24 protein-coding genes are annotated in these 23,696 nt (G+C 62.2%); 21 read left to right on the forward strand and 3 right to left on the reverse strand.

Annotation, left to right across the window (positions count from 1 at the left end):
- Positions 1–145: 145 nt before the first annotated feature.
- From rimM to PXK01_RS08505, 7 genes are all read left to right on the forward strand, one after another.
- Positions 146–649, forward strand: a complete 504-nt coding sequence (gene rimM, locus PXK01_RS08475; protein WP_274859640.1) for a ribosome maturation factor RimM — start codon at positions 146–148, stop codon at positions 647–649.
- An 84-nt stretch (positions 650–733) separates the two neighbouring features.
- Positions 734–1,564, forward strand: a complete 831-nt coding sequence (gene trmD / locus PXK01_RS08480) for a tRNA (guanosine(37)-N1)-methyltransferase TrmD (RefSeq protein WP_274859642.1) — start codon at positions 734–736, stop codon at positions 1,562–1,564.
- 117 nt (positions 1,565–1,681) lie between these two features.
- Positions 1,682–2,017 (forward strand): YegP family protein, encoded by a 336-nt coding sequence (locus PXK01_RS08485; protein ID WP_274847627.1) that lies wholly within the window; start codon positions 1,682–1,684, stop codon positions 2,015–2,017.
- A 192-nt stretch (positions 2,018–2,209) separates the two neighbouring features.
- Entirely contained in the window at positions 2,210–3,667 is a 1,458-nt protein-coding gene (locus tag PXK01_RS08490; RefSeq protein WP_274859643.1) for a M20 family peptidase, read from the forward strand.
- A gap of 285 nt (positions 3,668–3,952) precedes the next feature.
- A complete protein-coding gene (gene rplS, locus PXK01_RS08495; protein WP_274847625.1) occupies positions 3,953–4,324 on the forward strand; it encodes a 50S ribosomal protein L19 in 372 nt (123 codons plus the stop codon).
- An 11-nt stretch (positions 4,325–4,335) separates the two neighbouring features.
- Positions 4,336–4,557, forward strand: a complete 222-nt coding sequence (rpmE, locus tag PXK01_RS08500) for a 50S ribosomal protein L31 (protein ID WP_065271573.1) — start codon at positions 4,336–4,338, stop codon at positions 4,555–4,557.
- A 189-nt stretch (positions 4,558–4,746) separates the two neighbouring features.
- Positions 4,747–5,556, forward strand: a complete 810-nt coding sequence (locus tag PXK01_RS08505; RefSeq protein ID WP_274847624.1) for a division plane positioning ATPase MipZ — start codon at positions 4,747–4,749, stop codon at positions 5,554–5,556.
- Positions 5,557–5,559: 3 nt separating this feature from the next.
- Here PXK01_RS08505 and PXK01_RS08510 read toward each other — a convergent pair whose 3' ends face one another.
- Together PXK01_RS08510 and PXK01_RS08515 are read right to left on the reverse strand one after the other, a co-directional pair.
- Entirely contained in the window at positions 5,560–6,786 is a 1,227-nt protein-coding gene (locus PXK01_RS08510) for an adenylate/guanylate cyclase domain-containing protein (RefSeq protein ID WP_274859644.1), read from the reverse strand.
- 67 nt (positions 6,787–6,853) lie between these two features.
- Positions 6,854–7,294, reverse strand: a complete 441-nt coding sequence (locus PXK01_RS08515) for a MarR family winged helix-turn-helix transcriptional regulator (protein WP_274859645.1) — start codon at positions 7,292–7,294, stop codon at positions 6,854–6,856.
- A gap of 71 nt (positions 7,295–7,365) precedes the next feature.
- Here PXK01_RS08515 and hmgA point away from each other — a divergent pair, with 71 nt between their 5' ends.
- From hmgA to speB, 8 genes are all read left to right on the forward strand, one after another.
- A complete protein-coding gene (gene hmgA, locus PXK01_RS08520) occupies positions 7,366–8,721 on the forward strand; it encodes a homogentisate 1,2-dioxygenase (protein WP_274847621.1) in 1,356 nt (451 codons plus the stop codon).
- 69 nt (positions 8,722–8,790) lie between these two features.
- Positions 8,791–10,047, forward strand: a complete 1,257-nt coding sequence (gene fahA / locus PXK01_RS08525) for a fumarylacetoacetase (protein WP_274859646.1) — start codon at positions 8,791–8,793, stop codon at positions 10,045–10,047.
- Between the two features lie 78 nt (positions 10,048–10,125).
- Positions 10,126–11,076 (forward strand): MBL fold metallo-hydrolase, encoded by a 951-nt coding sequence (locus tag PXK01_RS08530; protein WP_274847619.1) that lies wholly within the window; start codon positions 10,126–10,128, stop codon positions 11,074–11,076.
- Between the two features lie 204 nt (positions 11,077–11,280).
- A complete protein-coding gene (locus PXK01_RS08535) occupies positions 11,281–12,894 on the forward strand; it encodes an FAD-dependent oxidoreductase (protein ID WP_274859647.1) in 1,614 nt (537 codons plus the stop codon).
- A 5-nt stretch (positions 12,895–12,899) separates the two neighbouring features.
- On the forward strand, positions 12,900–13,112 hold the full coding sequence (locus PXK01_RS08540) for a DUF2783 domain-containing protein (protein WP_274847617.1): 213 nt from the start codon (positions 12,900–12,902) through the stop codon (positions 13,110–13,112).
- Positions 13,109–13,651, forward strand: coding sequence for a VOC family protein (locus PXK01_RS08545; protein ID WP_274847616.1), 543 nt, complete (start codon positions 13,109–13,111; stop codon positions 13,649–13,651). Before PXK01_RS08540 ends, PXK01_RS08545 begins: the two co-directional genes overlap by 4 nt.
- Positions 13,652–13,719: 68 nt before the next feature.
- Entirely contained in the window at positions 13,720–14,361 is a 642-nt protein-coding gene (gene maiA, locus PXK01_RS08550; RefSeq protein WP_274859648.1) for a maleylacetoacetate isomerase, read from the forward strand.
- Positions 14,362–14,413: 52 nt separating this feature from the next.
- The gene (speB, locus tag PXK01_RS08555) at positions 14,414–15,370 is read left to right on the forward strand and encodes an agmatinase (RefSeq protein ID WP_274847614.1); all 957 of its coding nucleotides are present in this window, start codon (positions 14,414–14,416) and stop codon (positions 15,368–15,370) included.
- A gap of 20 nt (positions 15,371–15,390) precedes the next feature.
- On the opposite strand, the gene PXK01_RS08560 is transcribed toward speB, so the two are convergent.
- Positions 15,391–16,047 carry a GntR family transcriptional regulator gene (locus tag PXK01_RS08560; RefSeq protein WP_274859649.1) on the reverse strand — a complete coding sequence of 219 codons (657 nt, stop codon included), beginning with the start codon at positions 16,045–16,047 and terminating at the stop codon, positions 15,391–15,393.
- A gap of 138 nt (positions 16,048–16,185) precedes the next feature.
- Between PXK01_RS08560 and dctP the strand changes: the two genes are divergently transcribed.
- From dctP to ugpB, 6 genes are all read left to right on the forward strand, one after another.
- Positions 16,186–17,172, forward strand: coding sequence for a TRAP transporter substrate-binding protein DctP (gene dctP / locus PXK01_RS08565; protein ID WP_274847612.1), 987 nt, complete (start codon positions 16,186–16,188; stop codon positions 17,170–17,172).
- Positions 17,173–17,240: 68 nt separating this feature from the next.
- Positions 17,241–17,786 carry a TRAP transporter small permease gene (locus tag PXK01_RS08570; protein WP_274847611.1) on the forward strand — a complete coding sequence of 182 codons (546 nt, stop codon included), beginning with the start codon at positions 17,241–17,243 and terminating at the stop codon, positions 17,784–17,786.
- Positions 17,787–17,789: 3 nt separating this feature from the next.
- Positions 17,790–19,106, forward strand: a complete 1,317-nt coding sequence (locus tag PXK01_RS08575; protein WP_274859650.1) for a TRAP transporter large permease — start codon at positions 17,790–17,792, stop codon at positions 19,104–19,106.
- Positions 19,103–20,359, forward strand: coding sequence for a malonyl-CoA decarboxylase (locus tag PXK01_RS08580; RefSeq protein ID WP_274859651.1), 1,257 nt, complete (start codon positions 19,103–19,105; stop codon positions 20,357–20,359). The genes PXK01_RS08575 and PXK01_RS08580 overlap by 4 nt, the downstream gene beginning before the upstream one ends.
- A gap of 3 nt (positions 20,360–20,362) precedes the next feature.
- Positions 20,363–21,880 (forward strand): malonate--CoA ligase, encoded by a 1,518-nt coding sequence (locus PXK01_RS08585; protein ID WP_274859652.1) that lies wholly within the window; start codon positions 20,363–20,365, stop codon positions 21,878–21,880.
- 422 nt (positions 21,881–22,302) lie between these two features.
- Positions 22,303–23,616, forward strand: a complete 1,314-nt coding sequence (gene ugpB / locus PXK01_RS08590) for a sn-glycerol-3-phosphate ABC transporter substrate-binding protein UgpB (RefSeq protein ID WP_274859653.1) — start codon at positions 22,303–22,305, stop codon at positions 23,614–23,616.
- Positions 23,617–23,696: the final 80 nt, after the last annotated feature.

The raw sequence follows: 23,696 nt of genomic DNA on the forward strand, positions 1-23,696 counted from the left end.
CATACAAGACTTGTGGCAAGCATAGGACCGTCGGTGCTGCCAGCCCGACACCCGCCATAAACTAGATCTTGTGAAAAAAGATCCAATAGCCCAGATAGTGTGGAATGAATTCGGCCAGCAATCAACAGCCATACAGGATTTTCCCATGAGCGATCTGATCTGCGTCGGCGCGGTGGCAGGCGCCTTTGGGGTGCGCGGCGAGGTGCGCCTGAAGAGCTTTTGCTCCATTCCCGAAGACATCGAGACCTATGGTGCGCTCAGTTCCGAGGATGGCAGCCGCAGTTTCACGGTCACGCTGACCGCGGCGATCAAGAACGGCTTTACCGCCCGGTTGAGCGGCGTGGAGACCAAGGAGCAGGCCGATGCCCTGAAAGGCCTGCGCCTGTTTGCCCCGCGCGATCGCCTGCCCAGCCTGCCGGATGACGAATACTACCACGCCGATCTGATCGGTCTGGAGGTCTATGACACCGGCGGCACGCTTCTGGGCCGGGTGAAATCGGTGCAGAACCACGGCGCCTCGGACCTGCTCGAACTGCATGGAGCCGGGTTGAAGACCACGGTTCTTCTGCCCTTTACCCTCGCGGCGGTACCCACGGTGGACCTGGAGCAGGGCCGTATCATCGCCGACCCGCCCGAAGGCCTGTTCTGAGCCGGTCTTCGCGCCCGCGGTTTCAAACCCGGCACATGGGCGTTATAGGACCGGCACACCCCGTTCACAGATGGCAGATCCGCAATGAGCGACACCCCTTCCAAACCCACGTCGGCACAGCCTCCCGCCAAATCTCATGGCCGCAAGGCGATCCGCCCGACCCTGAAGCCGCGCGAGCTGATGACCCCGACGCCGGATCTGGCGGGCGTGTGGAAGGCGAAGATCCTGACGCTGTTTCCCAGCGCCTTTCCCGGTGTGCTGGGTGAAAGCCTGACCGGCAAGGCCCTGCAGGAGGGGCTGTGGCAGCTGGAAACCATCGATCTGCGCCAGTTCGGCGTCGGCAAGCATCGCAACGTGGATGACACCCCTGCGGGCGGCGGTGCGGGCATGGTGCTGCGCCCCGATGTGCTGGGCAATGCGATCGAACACGCGATGGAAGGCACGCGCGGCAACTGGCCGCTGATCTACCTGTCGCCGCGCGGGCGCCGGATGGATCAGAAGATGATGCAGAACCTCGCGCGCTGCGATGGCATGACGCTTCTGTGTGGCCGCTTCGAGGGGGTCGACGAACGGGTGCTGGAGCATTACGGCATCCAGGAGGTCAGCCTTGGCGATTTCGTCATGACCGGCGGCGAGATCGCCGCCCAGGCGCTGATCGATGCCACGGTGCGGCTGATCCCCGGCGTTCTTGGCAACCAGGCCTCGACCGAGGAAGAGAGCTTTTCCTCCGGGCTTCTGGAGCATCCGCAATACACCCGCCCCGCCGAATGGAAGGGCCGCGAGATCCCCGAGATCCTGATGTCCGGCCACCACGGCAAGATCGCCGAGTGGCGCCACCAGATGAGCGAAGAGATCACCAAGGCGCGCCGCCCCGACCTGTGGGAAAGCTACAGCCGCAAGCGGGACGAAAGCTGACCTCTGGTCATCCTTCCTGATGTCCCAGCCCGGCTTTTCCCCTTGGAAGCCGTTGCCGTGAAGGCCAAGCCGTGCTTATCTCTACCTTGAGTTTTTATGATGACAGGAGGTCATAAGGTGGCTGGGAAATTTGAACTTTATGAAGACAAGGCTGGCGAGTTCCGCTTTCGTCTGAAGGCGGGCAACGGCGAGAACATCCTGGCCAGCGAAGGCTACAAGCAGAAGGCCAGCGCCGAAAACGGCATCGCCTCGGTCAAGAAGAACGCCCCCGAGGATGCGCGCTACGAGCGCAAGGAAACCTCTGCCGGGAAATTCATGTTCAACCTCAAGGCCACCAACGGCCAGGTGATCGGCACCTCGCAGAGCTATACCAGTGCCTCGGGCCGTGACAATGGCATCGAGTCGGTCAAGAAGAACGCCCCCGACGCCGCGGTGGACGATCAGACCGCCTGATCCAGGCGCGCAGAGCACAGATATAAAAACACCCCCGACCACAGCATCGGGGGTGTTTTGCTTGATACGACGGGCTTGCGCAGCCCGGCAGGTCTTCCAAGCTGTCGCGGGGCGTTGACGCCTCGTCAGGGGCGACAGAACGGCCCGATGCCGCCATCATGAGACTCAAATCCAAACGGGGAGAGGGTCAAGATGTTGCGGTTTGTGAAACGGCATCTGGCGGGACTGGCCATTGCATTCGTGCTGCTGGGGGCCGTGCTAACGGTGAACACCCTGCGCTATGCCCCGGAGCCCTTGCCAGAGAATGCCGAGATCTTTGATCTGGGGGCTGACATCGAGCAGGCCACGGCCAGCCTGTCGCAAGCGGTGCGGTTCCAAACCGTCTCGCCCGATCTGACCCATCCCGATTTTGATGCCTTCCTCGGCTTCCTGCAGGAGCGCTACCCGGCGGTGCATCAGACCATGTCGCGGGATCTGCTGGCGCGCAAAACACCGCTCTACACCTGGCAGGGCAGTGACCCTGACCTGGCCCCGATCCTGCTGGCCGCCCATTATGACGTGGTCCCGATCGCGCCCGGATCCCACGACCTGTGGGAGCATGAGCCCTTTTCTGGCACCATCGCGGATGGCTTTGTCTGGGGCCGCGGCACGCTGGATGACAAAGGCGCCGCCATCGCCCTGCTCACGGCGGCCGAACATTTGATCACCCAGGGCTTCACCCCCAAACGCACGGTCTACTTCAGCTTTGGCGGCGACGAAGAAGTGGGCGGCCTAGGCGCAATGGCCGTGGCCCTGCATCTGAAGAAGCAGGGCGTCGAGCTGGACTGGATGCTGGATGAAGGCTCCTTTGTGCTCGACAAGATCATCCCGGGACTGGAGCAACCGGTGGCCAGCATCAACCTGTCTGAAAAAGGCTATGTCACGCTGGAGCTGGTCGCCCAATCGGAAGGCGGGCATTCCTCGATGCCGCCGCGTGTCACTGCCGTGGGGCGCATCGCCCGCGCGGTGGAACGGCTGCAGGCCAACCCGGTGCCCGGCGGGCTGAATGGCATTTCGGAAGAATTCTTTGACGCGCTTGGTCAGCATTTCCCGATGGGGCAGCGGGTGGTCTTTGCCAATCGCTGGCTGTTCAATCCCCTGCTTGAACATCTGCTGTCGGGATCGCCCTCGACGGATGCCATGCTGCGCACCACCACCGCCCCCACCATGCTGACCGGGTCGAGCAAGGAAAACGTCCTGGCCGCCGAAGCCTCTGCCAAGATCAATTTCCGCATCCATCCGCGCGACAGTATCGAGGACGTGGTGGAGCATGTCCGCAGCACCATCGACGATCCCAAGGTGGAAATCCGCTACGATGCCGCGCTGGCCAACCCGGCCTCGCCGGTGTCCTCTTCCAAGGCCGAAGGCTATGGTCAGATTCGCAGCTCGATCCTGGACGCCTTTGGCCCGCTGGCCACGGTTCCAGGCCTGACCATTGCCGCCACCGATGCGCGCCACTATGGCAAGGCAGCGCGGGATGCCTATCGCATCAATCCCTTCAAGGTCACCGGGTCTGATCTGCCCCGCATCCACGGCACCAACGAGCGCCTGTCGATCGAAAACCTGGAGCGTGGCATCAACTTCTACGGGGCCCTGCTGCACAGGCAGTGACTGCGCAGGGGCATTACGCAGCTGCCTCTTGATCCGGGCGCGCATTTCCCCTAGAGACCGCCTACTTGGATTCGCTTTTGCGAACCCGAGTCGTTTTGCAATGCACGGCACCTTCTGACCGGTCTTCTTCGACCCCCTCAGCGCCGCGCAGGAGCGAACCTAAAAGGAACGGACGATCTGACCTCTGGCGGGCTGCACATCGCGGGACCCGATGAAGACCAAGAGCTCTCAGGACGCGCAAATCTTCGTGGGCCAAACCACGAGCAAATATTAGGAGATGATCAGATGGACCTGATCGCACAGCTGGAGGCGGAACAGATCGCCGCCCTGGGGAAAGAGATCCCCGATTTCAAAGCCGGTGACACCATCCGCGTCGGCTACAAAGTGACCGAAGGCTCGCGTTCGCGCGTCCAGAACTACGAAGGCGTCTGCATCAGCCGCAAGAATGGTTCGGGCATCGCCGGTTCTTTCACCGTCCGCAAGATTTCCTTTGGCGAAGGCGTGGAGCGTGTGTTCCCGCTGCATTCGACCAACATCGACAGCATCACCGTCGTGCGCCGTGGCCGCGTGCGTCGTTCCAAGCTGTACTACCTGCGTTCGCGCCGCGGCAAATCTGCCCGTATCGCCGAAGACGCAAACTACAAAACCAAAGCATAAGGAGTGGTATCATGAAAGCCGACACCCATCCCGATTACCACTTCATCGACGTCAAGATGACCGATGGCACCATCATCAAGATGCGCTCCACCTGGGGCAAGGAAGGCGACCAGCTGTCGCTGGACATCGACCCCTCCGTGCACCCCGCATGGACCGGCGGTTCGACCCGCCTGATGGACGCTGGTGGCCGCGTGTCCAAGTTCAAGAAGAAATACGAAGGTCTGGGCTTCTAATCAGCCACAGCACCTGCTGGTATCAAGAAAACGCCGCCCCACCGGGCGGCGTTTTTGTTATGGCTGATGCTGTAGCTGCCGCCGATCAGGCTCTAATTAAGGCGGTTCTGCGCTTTTCAATGATTCGGGCTCTGGCTATAGTCCGCAGAAAATCGCGCCGGGCGCGCGGGGAACCAGAGGGATCACTGAATGGCGCATATCATTGTCGTCGGCAACGAAAAGGGCGGTGCGGGCAAATCCACCGTCTCCATGCATGTGGCAACCGCCCTGGCCCGGATGGGCCACAAGGTGGCCGCGCTGGATCTGGACCTGCGGCAGCGCTCGATGGGGCGGTATCTGGAAAACCGCAAGGCCTTCATGAAGCAGGAAGGGCTGGAGCTGCCCATCGTCGAGCTGCACGAGCTGCCCGACATTGACCCCGACAGCCTGCAGCCGGGCGAAAACATCTACGATCACCGCCTGTCGGCCGCCGTCTCCAGCCTGGAGCCGGACATGGATTTCATCCTGATCGACTGCCCCGGATCGCATACCCGGCTCAGCCAGGTGGCCCATTCGCTGGCCGATACGCTGATCACGCCGCTCAACGACAGTTTCGTGGATTTCGACCTTCTGGCCCACACCGACGAGAAGGGCGAGAAGATCACCGGCCCCTCGGTCTATTCCGAGATGGTCTGGAACGCCCGCCAGCTGCGCGCCCAGGCCGGGCTGAAGCCGATCGACTGGATCGTGATCCGCAACCGCGTCGGCACCCAGCGCATGGTCAACAAGGAAAAGATGGAACGCGCCATCAACATGCTGTCCAAGCGCATCGGCTTCCGCGTCGCCCCCGGCTTTTCCGAACGGGTGATCTTCCGCGAATTGTTCCCGCGCGGGCTGACGCTCTTGGATCTCAAGGATATCGGCATCAAGCAGCTCAACATCTCCAACATCGCTGCCCGTCAGGAGCTGCGCGACATGATGAAAGAGCTGAACCTGCCCGGTGTCGAGGTCAATATCTAGGCCCTACCGCGGGGTCTCAGACCCTTCGTAGATCGTGAACAGTTCGATCGGTTCGGGCACGCTGCGCAGCATGTAGCGGCCCAGCGAGACCAGATCATGCCCGGCGTCAGCGCCCGCGCGCTGCACCTCCTGGGACAGGATCACGCTTTGCCCGACCGAATGGTGCAGCCCGGCAATCCGGGCTGTCTGGTTCACGGTCGGGCCGATCACGGTGAAATCCAGCCGGTTCTGGGCGCCGATATTGCCGTAAAGAATATCGCCCGCGTGCAGGGCCAGGGTGAAATCCGGGGCGGGCAATCCGGCCTTTGTCCGCGCGTCATTGCGGGCGCCGATCTTCGTGCGCAGCTCAGCTGCCGCATCCAGCGCTGCCTTGGCATCCTGCGCGATGGAGCCAAGGTTGAACATGGTCAGCATGCCATCGCCCATGAACTTCAGGATATTGCCGCCATGCGCCTGGATCACGGCCACGGCGATCCCGAAGTAATCGTTCAGCATATCGATCACCTCGGGTCCGGGCAGCTGTTCAGCCAGGCTGGTGAACCCCTTGAGATCGAAAAGGCAGATCACCGCGTTGATCCGGTCCGACGATCCGCGCTGGATCTCTCCCGACAGGACCCGCCGTCCCGCGTCGCGCCCCAGGTAGACCTGCAACAGATCGCTGGCCATCTGCCGGTTGGACATGGATTTCAACGCCAGCCCCATATGCGGCGCGACAGAGCGCAAAAGCGCAAGATCCGCATCGGAAAACCCATCCGGGTGATCGCTGCTCCAGGAAAACAACACGCCCTCGGAGGGATGGTAGGGATCCACCGGGCCTTCTTCGTCAGAGAACCGCAGCCCCTGCGCCAGATAGTCGGTCGCACCGCGCCGACGCAGCTCTTCCAATATCGGAAACCTCTGTCGGTCCTCGGCATTCAGGTCAGAGCGGAATTCCTCCAGATCCCGGGACAGCAGGTGGAACAGCGGGCTTTGCAGCCAGATCTCCCTTGGCGCCTCCCGGTGCTCGTAGTGCTCCTGTGAAATGCCCTCGTTGCGTGTCCAGTTGAAGCCGATACCGCCGAATTTCGGATGGAAGGCCCGCTGCGCCAGGTGAAACCGCAGCAAGGGCACGCCCACATTGATCAGTTGCTCGCAGAACCCGTTGAGGAAGACCTGCCGGTCCTGGCAACGCAGCCCCTGCTCTGCCAGCCAGGTGATCAGGGCTAGGGTACGGGTATCCGGCTGCTGCATCAGGCGCTCCTTCGCTCTGGTCACATGAGGCTGTGCCCTGTCATCTGGGCACCCCTTGCGCAAATGTCTATGGCTCGATCCCTGCCAACTGCCGCAGCATCCGCCGCAACAGCTGCTCTTCTTCCGTCGAGAACCGATCGGCCAGCTGTTTGTCATAGCTGGCCGCCTGTCCGCGCAGGTCACGATAGGCGGCCTCTCCTGCCGGGGTTAGTTGCAGATGCTCTGACCGGCGATCGCTTTCGTCGCGACTGCGAGTGATGAAACGCCGCTCGCTCAGCTTGGCCACGGCGCGGCTGATCTTGGTCTTGTGGATCTTTGCCCGCTGGCCGATGTCCTTGGCCGTCATGGTGCCATAGGTGCCAAGATGGAACAGAACCCGCCATTCATTGCGCAGCATCCCATAGCGATTCTTGTAGTAGGACTGAAACGCGAGCGAGCTTTCCTCGGCCGCGCGGTTCAGCAGGAAGGGCAGGAAATCCTGCAAAAGGAAATCATCTTTTTCGGGCATTTGGGTCTCCTTGCCCTTGTTAGTTACAAAAACAACTATTACCCCGACAAGCAGAAAAGGAGGAACGCGCCATGAATCGTCCTGTACATCCGCACGAAATGATCCAGGCCCCGTCGCTTGCGGGCCCGCATGAGGGCTATATGCCCGGCTTTGGCAATGACTACGAAACCGAGGCCCTGCCCGGCGCCCTGCCCGAAGGCATGAACAGCCCGCAGAAATGCAACTACGGTCTTTATGGCGAACAGCTGAGCGGCACCGCCTTCACCGCCGAACGCGTCGAACGCACCTGGTGCTACCGCATCCGCCCCTCGGTGAAGCATTCTCACCGCTATGAAAAGATCGACCTGCCCTATTGGAAATCCGCACCCTGCGTCGATCCCGATGTGACCTCGCTCGGCCAGTACCGCTGGGATCCGGTCGCCCACGGCGGCGAGGCTCTGACCTGGCTCACCGGCATGCGCACCATGACCACCGCCGGCGATGTGAACACCCAGGTCGGCATGGCAAGCCATGTCTATCTGGTGACCGAGTCGATGACGGACAGCTATTTCTTCTCGGCCGACAGTGAGCTCTTGGTCGTGCCGCAAGAAGGCCGCCTGCGCTTCTGCACCGAACTCGGCATCATCGATCTGGAGCCGAAAGAGATCGCCATCCTGCCGCGTGGTCTGCTGTATCGGGTCGAGGTTCTGGAAGGCCCCGCGCGCGGTTTCGTCTGCGAAAACTACGGTCAGAAGTTCGAACTGCCGGGCCGTGGCCCCATCGGCGCCAACTGCATGGCCAACCCGCGCGACTTCAAGGCGCCAGTGGCGGCGTTCGAGGACCGCGAAGTGCCCTCGACCGTGACGATCAAATGGTGCGGCCAGTTCCACGAAACCAAGATCGGTCATTCGCCGCTGGACGTGGTCGCCTGGCACGGCAACTACGCGCCGGTGAAATACGACCTGCGCACCTATTGCCCGGTCGGCGCCATCCTGTTCGACCACCCGGATCCCTCGATCTTCACCGTGCTGACCGCGCCCTCGGGGCAGCCGGGCACCGCCAATATCGACTTCGTGCTGTTCCGCGAGCGCTGGATGGTGGCCGAGAACACCTTCCGTCCGCCCTGGTATCACAAAAACATCATGTCCGAGCTGATGGGCAATATCTACGGCCAGTACGATGCGAAACCCCAGGGCTTCATCCCCGGCGGCATGAGCTTGCACAACATGATGCTGCCGCACGGGCCGGACAAGAACGCATTCGAAGGCGCGTCGAACTCGAACCTCGGGCCGGAGAAGCTGGAAAACACCATGTCCTTCATGTTCGAGACCCGCTTCCCGCAGCACCTGACCGAATTCGCCGCCAAGGAGGCGCCGCTGCAGGACGATTACATCGACTGTTGGTCCGACATCGAAAAGAAATTCGACGGCACGCCGGGCCTGAAGTAAGCCTGTAGCCATAGCCGTTTTCAGCGCCGGGGTGATCCCGGCGCCCGCACATAACACTTGGGAGACACCATGCCCCTTTTGAAATCCTGGGTCGCCTCGGCCAATTCCGCCGACACGCCCTTTCCGCTGAACAACCTGCCCTATGGCGTCTTCTCCGTTGGAGAAGAAGACCCCCGCTGCGGCGTCGCCATTGGTGACATGATCCTCGACATGCAGGCCGCCGAAGAGGCGGGTCTCATCGATCTGACCGACTACGCCCTGTTCGAAGTGCCCTTCTGGAACGACCTGATGGAAGAAGGCCCCGCCGTCTGGGCTGCCCTGCGCGAACGGCTGATCGCACTGCTGTCCGAAGGTGCTGCCGAACAGGCCAAGGTCGAGCCGCTCCTGGTGCCGATGAAGGACGCCGAGCTGCACATGCCGGTGATGGTCAGCGAATACACCGACTTCTACGCGGGCAAGAACCACGCCGTGAACGTCGGCACCATGTTCCGCGGCCCGGAAAACGCGCTGCCGCCGAACTGGCTGCATATTCCGATCGGCTACAATGGCCGCGCGTCGTCCGTCGTGGTCTCCGGCACCGATGTGCGCCGCCCCTGGGGCCAGCTGAAAGGCCCGAATGACGACGCCCCCCGCTGGGCGCCCTGCGCGCGCTTTGATATCGAGCTGGAAATGGGCGCCATCGTCGGCACCCCTTCCGAAGGCCCGATCACCGTGGCCGAGGCCGACGCCAATATCTTTGGCTACGTGCTGCTCAACGACTGGTCCGCGCGCGATATCCAGGCCTGGGAATACCAGCCGCTTGGCCCGTTTCAGGCCAAGGCGACCGCCACCACCATCAGCCCCTGGATCGTGACCAAGGCAGCACTGGAGCCCTTCCGCTGCGACACGCCGGAACGCGAAGTGGAGCTCTTGGACCACATCAAGGACTGCGGGCCGATGCTTTATGACATCGACCTTGAGGTCACCATGGCGCCCGAAGGCAAGGAGGCAACCACCATCGCGCGCACCAACTACAAAGAGATGTACTACTCCGCCGCGCAGCAACTGGCGCATCACAGCACCTCGGGCTGCCCGATGAATTCCGGTGACCTCCTGGGCTCCGGCACCATTTCCGGTGAGACCAAGGAAAGCCGTGGCTCGTTGTTGGAACTCAGCTGGGGCGGCAAGGAGCCGCTGACGCTGGAGACCGGCGAAGAGCGCTCCTTCATCGTCGATGGCGACACGCTGACCCTGAAGGGTGCGGCCAAGGGCGACGGCTACATGATCGGCTTTGGCGACTGTGTGGGCAAGGTGCTGCCCGCGCTGGACGACCCTTACAAGCGCTAAGCGCAACCTCAAGAAACACTGGCACCGAAGTCCGCCCCTAACGCGCGGTCTTCGGCCCACCGCAAAAGGACTGAACACATGGCAAAGGCATTCGCGTCGCAAGGCGACATGACGGAAAAGAAGATCAGCTTCACCGAGGTGGGCGAGGGGCTTTACGCCTTCACCGCCGAGGGCGATCCGAACTCGGGCGTGATCATCGGCGACGATAGCGTGATGATCGTCGAGGCGCAGGCGACCCCGCGTCTGGCCAACAAGGTGATCGAATGCGTGCGTTCGGTCACGGACAAGCCGATCACCCATGTGGCGCTGACCCACTATCACGCGGTGCGGGTACTGGGCGCTTCGGCCTTTGGCGCGCAGCAGATCATCATGGGCGATGCCGCCCGCGCCATGGTCGTGGAACGCGGCCAGGAAGACTGGGACAGTGAGTTCCAGCGTTTCCCGCGCCTGTTCGAAGGCCACGAAAGCATTCCGGGCCTGACCTACCCGACCACCACCTTCTCGGAAGATATGACCATCTACCTGGGCAACCGTCGCGTTGATCTGATGCACCTCGGCCGCGCTCATACGGCGGGCGATATCGTGATCCACGTGCCGGACCAGAACGTCATGTTCACCGGCGACATCGTGGAATACCACTCGGCCTGCTACTGCGGCGACGGTCACTTCAGCGACTGGGGTGACACGCTGGACGCCATCAAATCCTTCGACGTGGACGCCATCGCGCCGGGCCGGGGCGATGCGCTGGTTGGCAAGGAGATGGTCAACGCCGCCATCGAGAACACCCGCGACTTCGTCGAAAGCACCTACCGCCCCGCCGCCCGTGTGGCTGCCCGCAACGGCACCCTGAAAGAAGCCTGGGACGCGGTACGCGAGGAATGCGATCCCAAGTTCAAGGACTACGCGATCTACGAACACTGCCTGCCCTTCAACGTCGCCCGCGCCTATGACGAGGCCCGCGGCATCGACACCCCCCGCATCTGGACCGCCCAGCGCGATCTGGAAATGTGGGAAGCTTTGCAGGGGTGAGGCCCGTCTTGGAAACCGTCCCAAGGGATGGTTTCAGGGCCGAACGGGCGGAGCCCCAGGTTCCATCCAACCTGTAGGCCGGTTTGATCCAGATCGTACCGGCCCGCAAAAAGACATGAAACGATGACCATAGCCTCCCGGCCTGATCACAGGGCCGGGAAACAGAGAAGCTGTGCCAATCGGCACCATTTGGGAGGACACCAGATGAACAAGATCTTTGAAGTGCCCCTGTACCCGTATGAACGCCATGCGGATCAGGACGCCCCGGCGCCGGTGCGGCGCAAGGTGGTGATCATTGGCGCAGGCCCCATCGGCCTTGCCGCCGCCATCGACCTGGCCCAGCAGGGCATCGAGGCGGTGATCCTGGATGACAACGACAAGGTCAGCTTCGGCTCCCGCGCGATCTGCTTTGCCAAGCGCCCGCTGGAAATTCTTGATCGCCTTGGCTGTGGCCAGCCGATGGTCGACAAGGGCGTGCAGTGGAACATCGGCAAGGTCTTCTTTGACGACCGCCAGGTCTATGATTTCAACCTGCTGCCCGAAGAAGGCCACCAGCGCCCCGCCTTCATCAACCTGCAGCAGTACTACTTTGAAGAGTACCTGGTGAACCGGGTCAAGGAGCTGCAAGCCGAAGGCGCCCCGATTGAGATCCGCGGCCGCAACAAGGTCTCGGCCATCGGCACCCACCCCGATCACGTGACGCTGGAAATCGACACGCCCGAAGGATCGTACAACATCGAAGCCGACTGGCTGATCGCCTGTGATGGCGCAGGCTCCCCGACCCGGACCATGCTGGGGCTGGATTTTGTCGGCCGCGTCTTTGAAGACAACTTCCTGATCGCCGATGTGATCATGGATGCCGACTTCCCCACCGAACGCTGGTTCTGGTTCGACCCGCCCTTCAACAAGGGCCAGTCGGCGCTGCTGCACAAGCAACCCGATGGCGTCTGGCGCATCGATCTGCAACTGGGCTGGGACATCGACAAGGAGCGTGAAAAGCGCCCCGAGAATGTGATCCCGCGCCTCAAGGAAATGCTGGGCGAGGACGTGAAGTTCGAACTGGAATGGGTGTCGATCTACACCTTCCAGTGCCGCCGCATGGAGAAGTTCCGCCATGGCCGGGTGATCTTTGCCGGCGACGCCGCGCATCAGGTCTCTCCCTTTGGCGCGCGCGGTGCGAACTCGGGCCTGCAGGACACCGACAACCTCTGCTGGAAGCTGAAACTGGTGATGGAGGGCAAGGCGCCCGAAAGCCTGCTGGACAGCTACGATCAGGAGCGCATCCACGGCGCCGATGAGAATATCCTGAATTCCAGCCGCTCCACCGATTTCATCACCCCGAAATCGGAAATGTCCCGCGTGTTGCGCGATGCGGTTCTGGACCTCAGCGAGCATCATGAATTTGCCCGTCCCCTGGTGAACTCGGGCCGCCTGTCGGTGCCCTGTACCTATGACGGCTCTACCTTGAATTCAGCCGATGCGCTGCAGGATGGGCCCGCGCGCACCCGCCCCGGCTCCCCCTGCCCCGATGCGCCGCTTGGCGATGAATTCCTGCTGCCAAAACTGGCGGACAAGTTCACCCTTCTGACCATCGACGCCGAAGCCCCCGATGTGATCGAGGAAGACGGTATCGAAGTCACCCGCCTGGCGCTGTCCGTGAAGGACGACCGCACCCTGGCGCTGAAGGAACGGTATCTCGGCGACAATGACAGCGGCGTCTACCTGATCCGCCCGGATCAGCACGTGGCCGCGCGCCGCTCTACCTATGACGACAACCAGTTCCGCGCCGCCATCCGCCGCGCCGTGGGCAAGGAGTAACAGCGATGTCCGACCAACTGATCCTGACCCCGAACATCGATGGCGCAGATGATTTCTACGCCGATCTTCTGGCCGTGCACGAAGGCCTCAGCAAGACCGAGAGCGACGCGCTCAATGCGCGGCTGGTTCTGGTCCTGTCCAATCACATCGGGAAACGCGCAATCCTGAAACAGGCGCTGGCGGCAGCCGCGCTTCAGCCCTCGGAGGAGAGCAAGTGAAAATCGAGAAAATCCACCACGTCGCCTACCGCTGCAAGGACGCCAAAGAAACGGTGGAGTGGTACAACACCATGCTGAAGATGGACTTTGTCCTGGCGATTGCCGAGGATCACGTGCCATCGACCCATGAACCCGATCCTTACATGCATGTCTTCATGGATGCAGGCGACGGCAATGTGCTGGCCTTCTTCGAGCTGCCCACCAAGCCCGAGATGGGCCGCGATCTGAACACCCCGGAATGGGTGCAGCACATCGCCTTCAAGGTGAAGGACCGCGCGACCCTGATCGAGTTCAAGGAACATCTTGAAGCCAACGGGGTTGAGGTGCTGGGTGTGACGGATCACTCGATCTTCCACTCGATCTACTTCTTCGACCCCAACGGGCACCGGGTGGAACTGGCCTGCCCCGATCCGGAAGAAGATGCGCTTCTGAAAAAGCTGGACGCGGTGAAATGGGAGATGCTGGAGGAATGGTCCAAGACCAAGAAGGCCCCCCAGCACGCCGACTGGCTGCACGCCAAGGAATTGAACAAGGCCTGATCCTCGGGCACAAAATGACAGACCGCACCCGGCCCGTTCGGGTGCGGTTTCATATAGGGAGAGGCAAAATGACGGATGTGGTTCTTTTTGATTACTGGCGCTCTTCGGCCAGCTACCGGCTGCGCATTGCGCTGAACCTGGCAGGGATCGACTATCAATCCATCCCCGTCGATCTGGTGAAGGGAGAGCAACGCAGCCCTGAACATCTGGCGCGCAACCCGCAGGGTTTCGTGCCGGTGCTGGAGATCGACGGGCTGCGGCTGACGCAATCCTTGGCGATCCTTGATTATCTGGATCAGACCCGCGATCTGAACCTTCTCCCAAAAGAACCCGCCAAGCGCGCGCAGGCGCAGGCACTGGCGCAATCCATCGCAATCGATCTGCACCCGGTCTGCAACCTGGCCGTTGCCCGCCACGCCACGCAGATCAGCGGCGGGCGCGAGGATATGCCCAAGGCCTGGATGCAGCATTTCATCCGCCCCGGCCTGCAGGCGTTCGAAGCCCTGCTGGCAGGGTTCGAGCAAGCTCCCTATTGCACCGGCGACACCCCCGGTCTGGCCGATATCTGCCTGATGCCGCAGATCTACAACGCGCGCCGCTGGGAGGCGGATATCTCGGACATGCCGCGCCTCTTGGCGGTCGAGGCCGCCTGCGCCCGACATCCGGCCTTTGCCGCCGCCCATCCGGACGCGGTGCAACCCGGCGCTTGACCGGGCCACGCCGCTTCCCCTTACTGGCTGCAAAGACAATGGGGAGCGCGGCATGAGCAAACACGGATATGACAGCGGGCGGCTGAACCTGCCCTTCGTCGGCATCTGCACCTTTGGCAAATATCCTTACGTGGAGGATTGGAACGCCATCGATGCCGATGCCGCCGTGCTTGGCGCGCCCTTCGATTTCGGTGCCCAGTGGCGGTCCGGCGCGCGCATGGGGCCGCGCGCCATCCGCGAGGCCTCGACCCTGTTCAGTTTCGGCCATGCGGGCGCCTATGATTTCGAGGATGACGTCACCTATCTGGATCCCGAAAAGGTCAGCATCGTGGATCTGGGGGACGCCGACATCATCCACACCGACACGCTGCAAAGCCACGCCAATATCGAATACGGCGTGCGCAAGATCCTAGAGGCCGGCGCCCTGCCGGTGGTCCTGGGCGGCGATCACTCGGTCAATATCCCCTGCATCAATGCCTTTGACGATCAGGATCCGATCCATGTGGTGCAGATCGATGCGCATCTCGATTTCGTGGATGAACGCCACGGGGTGCGCTATGGCCATGGCAACCCGATGCGCCGCGCTGCCGAAAAGCCCTATGTCACCGGGCTGACCCAGATCGGCATCCGCAATGTCTCTTCCACCGCAAAGGATGGTTATGACGCCGCCCGCGCCATGGGGTCGGACATCCAGTCGGTCCGCCATGTGCGTGCGATGGGCACCGAAGCGCTGATCAACCGAATCCCGCGCGGGGAACGCTACTACCTGACCATCGACATCGACGCCTTCGACCCTTCAATCGCGCCGGGCACCGGCACGCCCAGCCACGGCGGTTTTCTCTATTACGAGGTTCTGGAGTTCATAGATGCGCTGGCCCAGCACGGCGATATCGTCGGGCTTGATCTGGTGGAAGTGGCGCCGGATTACGACGCGACGGGCTGCACCTCGATCCTGGCCGCACAGCTGTTGATGAACACCATCGGACGCATCCTGCATCACCGTGACTAGAAGCGGGGCTAGGGGCGGGACTATTCCGCTGCGCTTTTGAGGCTGGCCATCAGGGTGTGGAACTTCTCGCCCTGCACCGCCACATGTTCGCGCAAAACCGCTGCCGCAGCTTCGCCGTCGCCATGGGTCAGGGCCTGCACCACGGCCTCATGCTCGGCCATGGACTGCGCCAGGCGCCCGCGAAAGCGCAGCTGCTGGCGGCGGAAAGGTTTCAACCGCTTGTGCAGCTTGCAGGCTTCCTGCTGCAGGAAACTGTTGCCCGATTCGCGGTAAAGAATGTGGTGGAAGCGTTCGTTTTCCACGTAATAGGCATCGCTGTCCTGCGCCGCGAGCGCAGCCTGGCATTTGGCATTGGCGTCGTTCAATTCGGCCAGGGCCCGATCCGAGATCCGCTTGCCCGCAAGGCGCCCGCAGACGGCCTCCAGCTCGGCCATGACCTCGAACATCTCCATCAGTTCCACCGGCCCGGGCTGACGCACAAAGGCGCCCCGGCGCGGGATCAGTTCGACAAGGCCAGACAGGGCAAGCCGCTGAAACGCCTCGCGCAGCGGCGTTCTGGAGACGCCGAATTGCTGCGCCAGCCGCACCTCGTCCAGACGGTCGCCATCCGAGAACGTCCCGTCAAAGATCCGCTCTTCCAGCTCTTCCGCGATTGTGTCTGCACGCCGCTGTCCCATTCTTTCGCAGTAGCACCCCGCCTGACCAAATTCAAGATTTGCATTCTTGTATACAAAAAGATTGACTTGAAAAACACATGCCGCTTACGTTTGGGCATCTCCGGCCAGCAAAAGGCCGGAAGTTCTGGGAGGAAAAAAATGAAAACCATGCTGAAAGCTGCGGTCGCCACCGCGGCGCTTCTGTCGTCGGCCGTTCTGGCCAATGCCACCGAGCTGCGCCTGTCGCACCAGTGGTCGAACAAGGACATCCGCCACAAGGTCGCACAGATCGTCGCGGATGAGGTCGCCGCCGCCGGAGTGGATCTGGAGATCAAGATCTTCGGTTCCAAATCCCTGTTCAAGCCGCGCGAGCAGTACAAACCGCTCAGCCGGGGCCAGCTGGACATGACCGTTCTGCCGCTCAGCTATGCCGGCGGTCAGCAGCCCGCCTATAACCTGACACTGATGCCCGGCCTGGTGAAGAACCATGACCATGCCGCGCGGCTCAGCAATTCGCCCTTCATGGACGCGCTTGAGGCCAAGATGGCCGAAGACGACGTTATGGTTCTGGTGCATGGCTACCTGGCGGGCGGTTTTGCCGGCAAGGACAAGTGCATCACCAAGCCCTCCGACATCGAAGGCCTGCAGACCCGCGCGGCCGGCAAGTCGTTCGAGCAGATGCTGGCAGGCGCCGGGGCCTCCATCGCCTCGATGGCGTCGTCTGAAATCTACAACGCCATGCAGACCGGCGTTCTGCAGGCCGCGAATACCTCGTCCTCGTCCTTTGTCTCCTACCGGATCTACGAGCAAGTGAGCTGCTACACCCCGGCCGGCGATGTGGCGCTGTGGTTCATGTATCAGCCGCTGCTGATGAACAAGTCCACCTTTGAGGGCCTGAGCGAAGCGCAGCAGAACGCCCTGCGGGCCGCCGCCGAAAAGGCCGAAGCCTATTACCTGGAAGAAGCCAAGAAGCAGGATGCGGCCTCGGCCAAGGTCTTTGCCGACGCGGGCGTGGAAATCGCGCAGATGAGCGCGGATGATTTCGAGGCCTGGCGCAAGCTGGCGATGGAAACCTCCTACAAGAAATTCGTGGATGAGGTTGCGGACGGGCAGGCGCTGCTCGACCTGGCACTCGCCGTCGAGTGATCTGAACCGGCAGGGCGGACCCATGTCCGCTCTGCCCCCCAAAGACCCAAGAAATTCAGGAGGCGGGAATGGCAGGACAAAGCTCGGCCAGGATCGCAAACACCGGGAACAATCCGTTCCTGCGGGCCGTTGCGGCCCTGTCGACCCTTGCAGGCTGGTGCGCAGCCGCCATGATCGTGGCCGCCGTGGCCATCACATGCCAGATGATCGTCGTGCGCTTCGTGCTGAACGGCTCCACCGTCTGGCAGACCGAAGCGGTGATCTATCTGGTCATTGCAGCGACCCTTGTGGGGTTGCCCTACGTGCAGCGTCTGCGCGGCCATGTGAACGTGGATCTGATCCCGATTTCGCTGCCGCCACGGGCGCGGTTTTTCCTCGCCATCCTCACCTCGATCCTGTCGATCGGCATCATGGCGATCATGCTGTGGTACGGGTTCGAATACTGGCATTTCGCCTGGGAGCGCGGCTGGCGCTCTGACACGGTCTGGGGCGTGCGGCTCTGGATTCCCTACCTTGCAATTCCCATCGGCTTCGCCCTGTTCCTGTTGCAGCTGATTGCCGACCTCGTGGCCCTGCTGATTGGCGCCGACAAACCCTTCGGCCTGGAGATCTGAGCCATGGACCCTCTTATCCTGGGCGGGCTGGTCGCCCTTGCCACTATCCTCGTGCTGTTTTCCGGCGTCTCGGTCGCGCTTGGCCTGCTGATCGTTTCGGCCGGCTTCCTGATCGCCTTCGACGGCATGCGCAGCCTTGAGTTGATGCCCGAGATCCTGTTCGGAAAGCTTGATAATTTTGCCCTGCTGTCGATCCCGATGTTTATCATCATGGGATCCTCCATCGCCTCGACCCGCGCGGGTGCCGACCTATACGAGGCGCTGGAGCGCTGGCTGACCCGGGTGCCCGGCGGGCTGGTAATCTCCAACCTTGGCGCCTGCGCGCTGTTTGCGGCGATGTCGGGGTCCTCTCCGGCGACCTGCGCAGCCATCGGCAAGATGGGCATCCCCGAGATGCGCAAGCGCGGCTACCCGGACGGGGTGGCTGCGGGCTCCATCGCCGCCGGTGGCACGCTCGGCATCCTGATCCCGCCCTCGGTCACCATGATCGTCTACGGCATCGCCACCGAGACCTCGATCGGGCGTCTGTTCCTGGCGGGCGTCATTCCAGGGCTGATGCTCGTCGGTCTGTTCATGGGATGGTCGCTTTATTCCACCTGGCGCTCGGGCGATACGCAGCGGCTGGGGTCGGGCAGCTATACCTGGGCGCAGCGGTTTGAGATCCTGCCCCGCGTGGTGCCCTTCCTTCTGATCATCCTTGGCGTGCTTTACGCGATGTATGGCGGCGTTGCGACGCCGTCGGAAACCGCCGCCGTGGGTGCGCTGCTGTGCCTCGTGATTGCGATGGTGATCTACAAGCTGTGGAACCCGCGCGATATCTGGGTGGTGCTGCGTGACAGCACCAAGGAATCGGTGATGATCCTCTTCATCATCGCCGCCGCCGGTGTGTTCTCCTACATGCTGAGTTCGCTCTTCATCACCCAGTCGATCGCCGAATGGATCGGCACGCTGGATGTGAACCGCTGGGTCTTGATGGGGGCGGTCAATGTCTTCCTGTTGATCGCGGGCTTCTTCCTGCCGCCGGTTGCAGTGATCCTGATGGCGGCGCCGATCCTGTTGCCGATCATCACCACCGCGGGCTTTGATCCGATCTGGTTTGCCGTGGTGCTGACCATCAACATGGAGATCGGGCTGATCTCGCCGCCGGTGGGTCTGAACCTTTACGTGATCAACGGCATCGCGCCGGATATCTCGCTGAAGACCATCCTGATGGGATCGCTGCCCTTCGTGGCCTGCATGGTGATCGCCATCATCCTGCTGTGCCTCTTCCCCGGCCTTGCCACCTGGCTGCCGAACATGGTGATGGGAGGGGCGCTGTGACCCTTCTGGCCGATCTTCTGTCCACCGTCTTCGAACGCCGCTACCTGTGGCCCGGGGGCGGGCAAAGGGACAGCCGCCCGATCACGGAACTGGCCGAGGATCTGGTCGGCTCCGCCGGGGAGACCTCGGGCCTGATGCTGGCACAAGAGGTGATCTCGGGCTTTGAGCGGCTGGAGGACGAAAAGAAGCTGGCCTTCTTCACCCATATCGCCACCCAGCTGAACATCGACCCCGAAGCGGTGCGCAATGGCCTGGACGCCTACGAACAAGCGCCTTCGAAAGACAGCTATCGTGCCTTCATGGCGGCGGTGGAGCCCCGCCGCCAAGAGCTGATCCGCCGCCTGAACCGCGTGCCCGGCGCCACCGGCGCCCTGGTGCGGATGCGGGCGGATCTGTTGCGGCTGGGGCGGGGCATCCCCGAACTGGAGGCGCTGGATCAGGATTTCCGCCATCTCTTTGCCTCCTGGTTCAACCGGGGCTTCCTGGTGCTGCGCCCGATCAACTGGCAAAGCCCGGCCAATATCCTGGAGAAGATCATCGCCTATGAGGCGGTACATGCCATCGACAGCTGGGACGACCTGCGCCGCAGGCTGCAACCGGCGGACAGGCGCTGTTTTGCCTTCTTCCATCCCGCCATGCCGGACGAGCCGCTGATCTTTGTCGAAGTGGCCCTGACCAAGGGCATTCCAGGCTCTGTTCAGGCGCTGTTGGCCGAGGATCGCACACCGATGACCGCGGATGAGGCGGATACGGCGGTGTTCTATTCGATCTCCAACTGTCAGGCGGGACTGGCCAGCATCTCCTTCGGCAATTCGCTGATCAAACAGGTCGCCGCCGATCTTGCGACTGAGCTGGCGGGACTGAAAACCTTTGTCACCCTCTCCCCGATCCCGGGACTGGCAAGCTGGATCGCAAAGGAAGGGTTTGACTGGGATCCCGGTGATCCGGAGCGGGTCAAGGCCGATGCCGCCCATTACCTGCTGTCGGCCAAGGGACGCGGCGGTCTGCCCTATGATCCGGTCGCCCGGTTCCACCTTGGCAATGGCGCCATTGTCCACGCGGTGCACGCCGATGCGGATACCTCGGACAAGGGGCGCGCGCAGTCGGGCGGCGCGATGGTCAACTACCTTTATGACCTCAAGAAGGTCGCCCAGAACCACGAACACTTCGCCACCACCCAGAAAGTGGCCGCAACGGCTGAGGTCCGCGCCCTGGCCGCCGCATCGCAGCTGCAGAAAACGGAAAGTAGCTAGACCATGGCAAATCCCCTTTATGACGGGCTGTTTGGCGCCCATGCCGGTAAATCCACCGCCTTCCTGCATCTGCCGGACGGTCAGGTGATCACCCATCAACAGTTCCTCGAGACGGCGGCACAGATCGCCCATGTGATGACGGGCAAGGGCCTTGCGCCGGGCGACCGCGTGGCGGTTCAGGTCGAGAAATCCCCCGAGGCGCTGGCGCTTTATGCCGCCTGCGCCCAAGCCGGACTGGTCTTTCTGCCGCTCAACACCGCCTACACGGTCGATGAGCTGACCTATTTCATCGACAACAGCGGCGCGCGGATGATCGTCTGCGATGGCGCTAGCCTGCAGGGGCTGACGCCGGTAGCACAGGATCTGGACGCGCAGCTGATGACCCTTGGCGCCGATGGCAGCGGCAGCCTGATGGAGGCCGCGAGCGGCCAGGATAGGGCCTACTCCACGGTTTCGCGCTCTGGCGATGATCTGGCCGCCTTTCTCTATACCTCGGGCACCACGGGCCGTTCCAAGGGGGCGATGCTGACGCAGGACAACCTTCTGTCCAACGCCCGCACCCTGGTCAGCGAATGGCGCTTCACGGCCGACGACGTCCTGCTGCACGCCTTGCCGATCTTTCACACCCACGGGCTGTTCGTGGCCAGCAACGTGACCCTGGCGGCGGGCGGGTCGATGATCTTCCTGCCGAAGTTCGATCTGGACGCCATCATCGCGGATCTGCCAAAGGCCAGCACGATGATGGGGGTTCCGACCTTCTACACGCGTCTTCTGGGGGATCCGCGTTTCACCCGCGATCTGACCGCGCATATGCGGCTGTTCATTTCCGGCTCGGCGCCGCTATTGGCGGAAACCCATGTGCAATTCGAAGAGCGCACCGGTCACCGCATCCTGGAACGCTACGGGATGACGGAAACCAATATGAACACCTCCAACCCTTACGAGGGCGAGCGGCGTGCAGGCACCGTCGGCTTCCCCTTGCCGGGCGTGGAGTTGAAGATCACCGATCCCGACACGGGCGCAACCTTGCCGGACGGCGACATCGGCCAGATCGAGGTGCGCGGCCCCAATGTGTTCAAGGGCTACTGGCAGATGCCGGAAAAGACCGCCGCCGAGCTGCGCAGCGACGGGTTCTTCATCACCGGGGACCTCGGGCTGATCGATAGGGACGGCTATGTTCAGATCGTCGGGCGCAACAAGGACCTGATCATCTCGGGCGGCTACAACATCTACCCCAAGGAGATCGAGCTGGTGCTGGACGAGCAGCCGGGCGTGCTGGAAAGCGCGGTGATCGGCGTGCCGCACCCGGATTTCGGAGAAACTGTCCTGGGCGTCATCGTGCCGGAACCCGGCGCCGCGCCTGACCCCGATGCCATCATGGACAGGGTGCGCGACGTGCTGGCGCGGTTCAAGCATCCCCGCAAGCTGGTGGTGCTGGATGAGCTGCCACGCAACACCATGGGCAAGGTGCAGAAGAACATCCTGCGCGACCAGTACAAAGCCACCTTCACCGGCGCCTAAAGCCCCTCTCACACCCCCATTGCACGGGCATCGGCGCCCGGCAGGGAATCAGCGCTCGGCCTGCACCTTTGCGGGCCGGGGCTGTCGAGCTGCGCATTGCCTGACGTCACCCCCGGCGGCGAAGAAAAATCTGCGCCGTTCACATCTGCGTCAGCGCCACCCCGGCGACCGCTGCAAAGCCCATAAATCCACCACGACATCAAGCAGATACGCAGGCCACAGGCCCTCAATCCCGCGAATGATTAATTCCTGGGCAGATTATGCACACGCTTGACGCAATGTTCATCTGAACGCTAAGTGAATTCATATGAGCGTTACATACACAGAATAAAGCGCCTCATGTGAGTGATTGAACTCATAGAGAATCAACACGGGGACCTGCTGCGGCCGAATTTGACACACCGCAGCGATAGGAGATGAAGATGAAACTCAAATCCATTCTGTCGGCGACCACCGCCTTTGCCATGGTCGGCACCGCCGCATTTGCAGAAAAAGCCGAAGTGCAGTTCTGGCACGCCATGGGCGGCCAGCTGGGCGAGATCGTCGACAAGTTTGCTTCCGACTACAACGCCGGTTCGGACAGCTGCCAGATCAATGCCGTCTACAAGGGCAACTACACCGAGAACATGACCGCAGCCATCGCCGCCTTCCGCGCCGGTGAGCAGCCGCACATCGTGCAGGTCTTCGAGGTCGGCACCGCCACCATGATGGCCGCCGGTGACAAGGGCGCGATCTACCCGGTCTACAAGCTGATGGAAGACGCAGGCATCGACTTCGATCCCTCCGCCTACCTGCCGGCCGTGATTTCCTACTACACCGACACCGACAACAACCTCCTGTCGCTGCCGTTCAACTCCTCCACCCCGGTTCTGTGGTACAACAAGACCGCCCTGGACGCAGCCGGTGTCGGTGTTCCCACCACCTGGGACGAAGTCGAGGAAGCCGCCCGCGCCCTGAAGGCCAACGGCGTTGAAAAGCCCTTCTCCTTTGGCTGGCAGTCCTGGTCCAACATCGAGAACTACTCGGCCTGGCACAACCTGCCGCTGGGCACCGAGGAGAACGGTTTTGCCTCGCTCAAGACCGAGTTCACCTTCAACAACGACGCGGTTGTGAACCACATCCAGCGCATTGCCGACATGGGCAAGGAAGGCCTGTTCGCCTATGGCGGTCGTCGCGGTGACAGCCGTGGCCAGTTCGTCAACGGCGAAACCGCGCTGTGGATCAACTCCTCGGCCTATTACGGTGGCTTCAAGAAGGACATCACCGACTTCGAATTCGGCCAGACCATGCTGCCGGTGGACACCGCCGTGACGGACAAGCCGCAGAACTCGATCATCGGCGGTGCGACCCTCTGGGTGCTGAACGGCCACAAGAAGCCCGAATACGCCTGTGTCGCCGACTTCTTCCAGTTCGTCTCTGCAGCCGAGCAGCAGGCCTACTGGCACCAGAACACCGGCTATGTTCCGATCACCACCGCGGCCTATGACCTGTCCAAGGAGCAGGGCTTCTACGAAACCGATCCGATGACCGACACCGCGATCAAGCAGCTGTCGCTGAACGCTCCGACCCCGGCCTCCAAGGGCCTGCGTTTCGGCAACTTCGTGCAGATCCGCGACATCATCAACGAAGAGCTGGAAGCCGTCTGGGCAGGCGACAAGGACGCCAAGACCGCCCTGGACGCAGCGGTTGAGCGCGGCAACGCCCTGCTGCGCAAGTTCGAAAAAGCCAACGACTGATCATCCCCACCTGTTGGCTTTATCGGGAGGTCCCATCCGGGGCCTCCCCCTTTTTCCACGATCTCCCAAAGGTCCCTGCC

This window comes from Phaeobacter sp. PT47_59, assembly GCF_028890025.1.
Taxonomy (GTDB): domain Bacteria; phylum Pseudomonadota; class Alphaproteobacteria; order Rhodobacterales; family Rhodobacteraceae; genus Phycobacter.